At 33.0% G+C, this 1529-nt stretch carries 1 protein-coding gene; it reads left to right on the forward strand.

Annotation, left to right across the window (positions count from 1 at the left end):
• The first annotated feature begins 158 nt into the window (after positions 1 to 158).
• Positions 159 to 857 carry a hypothetical protein gene (locus QPK98_RS15520; protein ID WP_310994390.1) on the forward strand — a complete coding sequence of 233 codons (699 nt, stop codon included), beginning with the start codon at positions 159 to 161 and terminating at the stop codon, positions 855 to 857.
• Positions 858 to 1529 lie beyond the last annotated feature (672 nt).

A 1529-nucleotide genomic window follows, 5' to 3' on the forward strand; every position in this document is an offset into this window, starting at 1 on the left:
AAAGACTGCGCACAACACCGTATAAAAAAAATTGCTAGTTTTAGCTAAACCAAAGTTAGTTGCTCGTTTGCTAGCTTCTGATTTTCCTTCGGAAAATCCTCGCACACAAACACGCAACTTTCCTTATACAAACACGTTGTGCGTAATCAAAAATTAATATGAGAATTTTAATATTATTTCTATGTTTTTTGTTTTTTTCAATATCCTTTTTTTCTCAAGAGGGATATACGGATATAAAAGAATTTGGATTAAATGGTAATGTAAAATCAATTGAATCTAAATACTATTCTATCAAAGAAAATCAGGGAAAGTGGATTCTTGATACCTTAAATTCACAATCAAAAATGTATTTCAACAATAACGGAGGGATCACAAAAATGGTCAATCAAAGTTTTTCCCAATTAGAGACAGAAACCATAGAAATTCAGCGAGACCAAAATGGAAGAAAAATTTCATACCATAAATATAACGAAAACGGAATTTTCGAAACAGGCTATTATCAATGGGTTGACGAGAGAAAGTATCAAATAAAAGCAAAAGATAGTTTTGGGTTCCGTATGGAATCGGAATTCACCTTGACTAAGAATTTTAGAGATAAGTCTGGCATTACTCTCTATTATGATGATAGAAGTGGGGAACATTTACTGACTCATCAATATGAGAATATTCTTGACCAAGAAGGAAATTTGTTAAGTTCTAAGATTACATATGAACCGCTGCACAATTCAACCACAATGATATTTGAGGTACAAGAAACAGATGATTTTGGAAACTGGATTATGGTGAATCTTTATAAAGAGGAAGAAGAAAAAGAATCTCGTCAGATTATGATAAGGAATATTGAATACTATAAATAGACTACGCACAACACAAGTATAAACACAATAGCGGCCAAGTGCAAGAACCGAAATTAATTTTATAAATTTAAGGTCCGGTATAAATCAAAAGATCGGTGTGTAAATCCCGCTACTGCGCTTATACCAAACGTTGCCAAGCATTTGATAAATATATCCTGGACAATCAAACCCGTGATTTTAGCTCAAAATCCATCAGACACATAAACCATCCGAAGCAGGTGCGGAACTCTAAAAAGGATAAAGAATTTATCAGCAAAACGCAATCAGAGCGGAATCGAATACTAGAGTTTTAAAATTTAAAAGAGAAAAAGTAGCGAAGCGGAATCTGAATGGAGACTGCATAAAAAAACGCTTGGCAACAAAAGGCTATAAATAATGCTGCGCCGGAGATTATTCCAAAAGCAATCGTATATTTACGAAGTCGCCAAAACTTTATTTTGGCGCAATACTGAAAATCAGTAAAAAACAAAGCTTTGGCTAAGTGCCTATTTCAAAAATCAGTGTATTTTTAGACGCACTATTCATAGCCGGGACGTTGTGCGCAATCTGAAAAAAACTTAATGAATAGAATTTTTATCATATTAATGACCTTATTATGTTCAGTTTCATCTTGCAAAGTATCTGAAAAAATAGCGGAAAATATATCTTGTGACGGAAATATTGAAATACAAT

The organism is Aequorivita marina (assembly GCF_031631895.2).
Lineage (GTDB): Bacteria > Bacteroidota > Bacteroidia > Flavobacteriales > Flavobacteriaceae > Aequorivita > Aequorivita marina.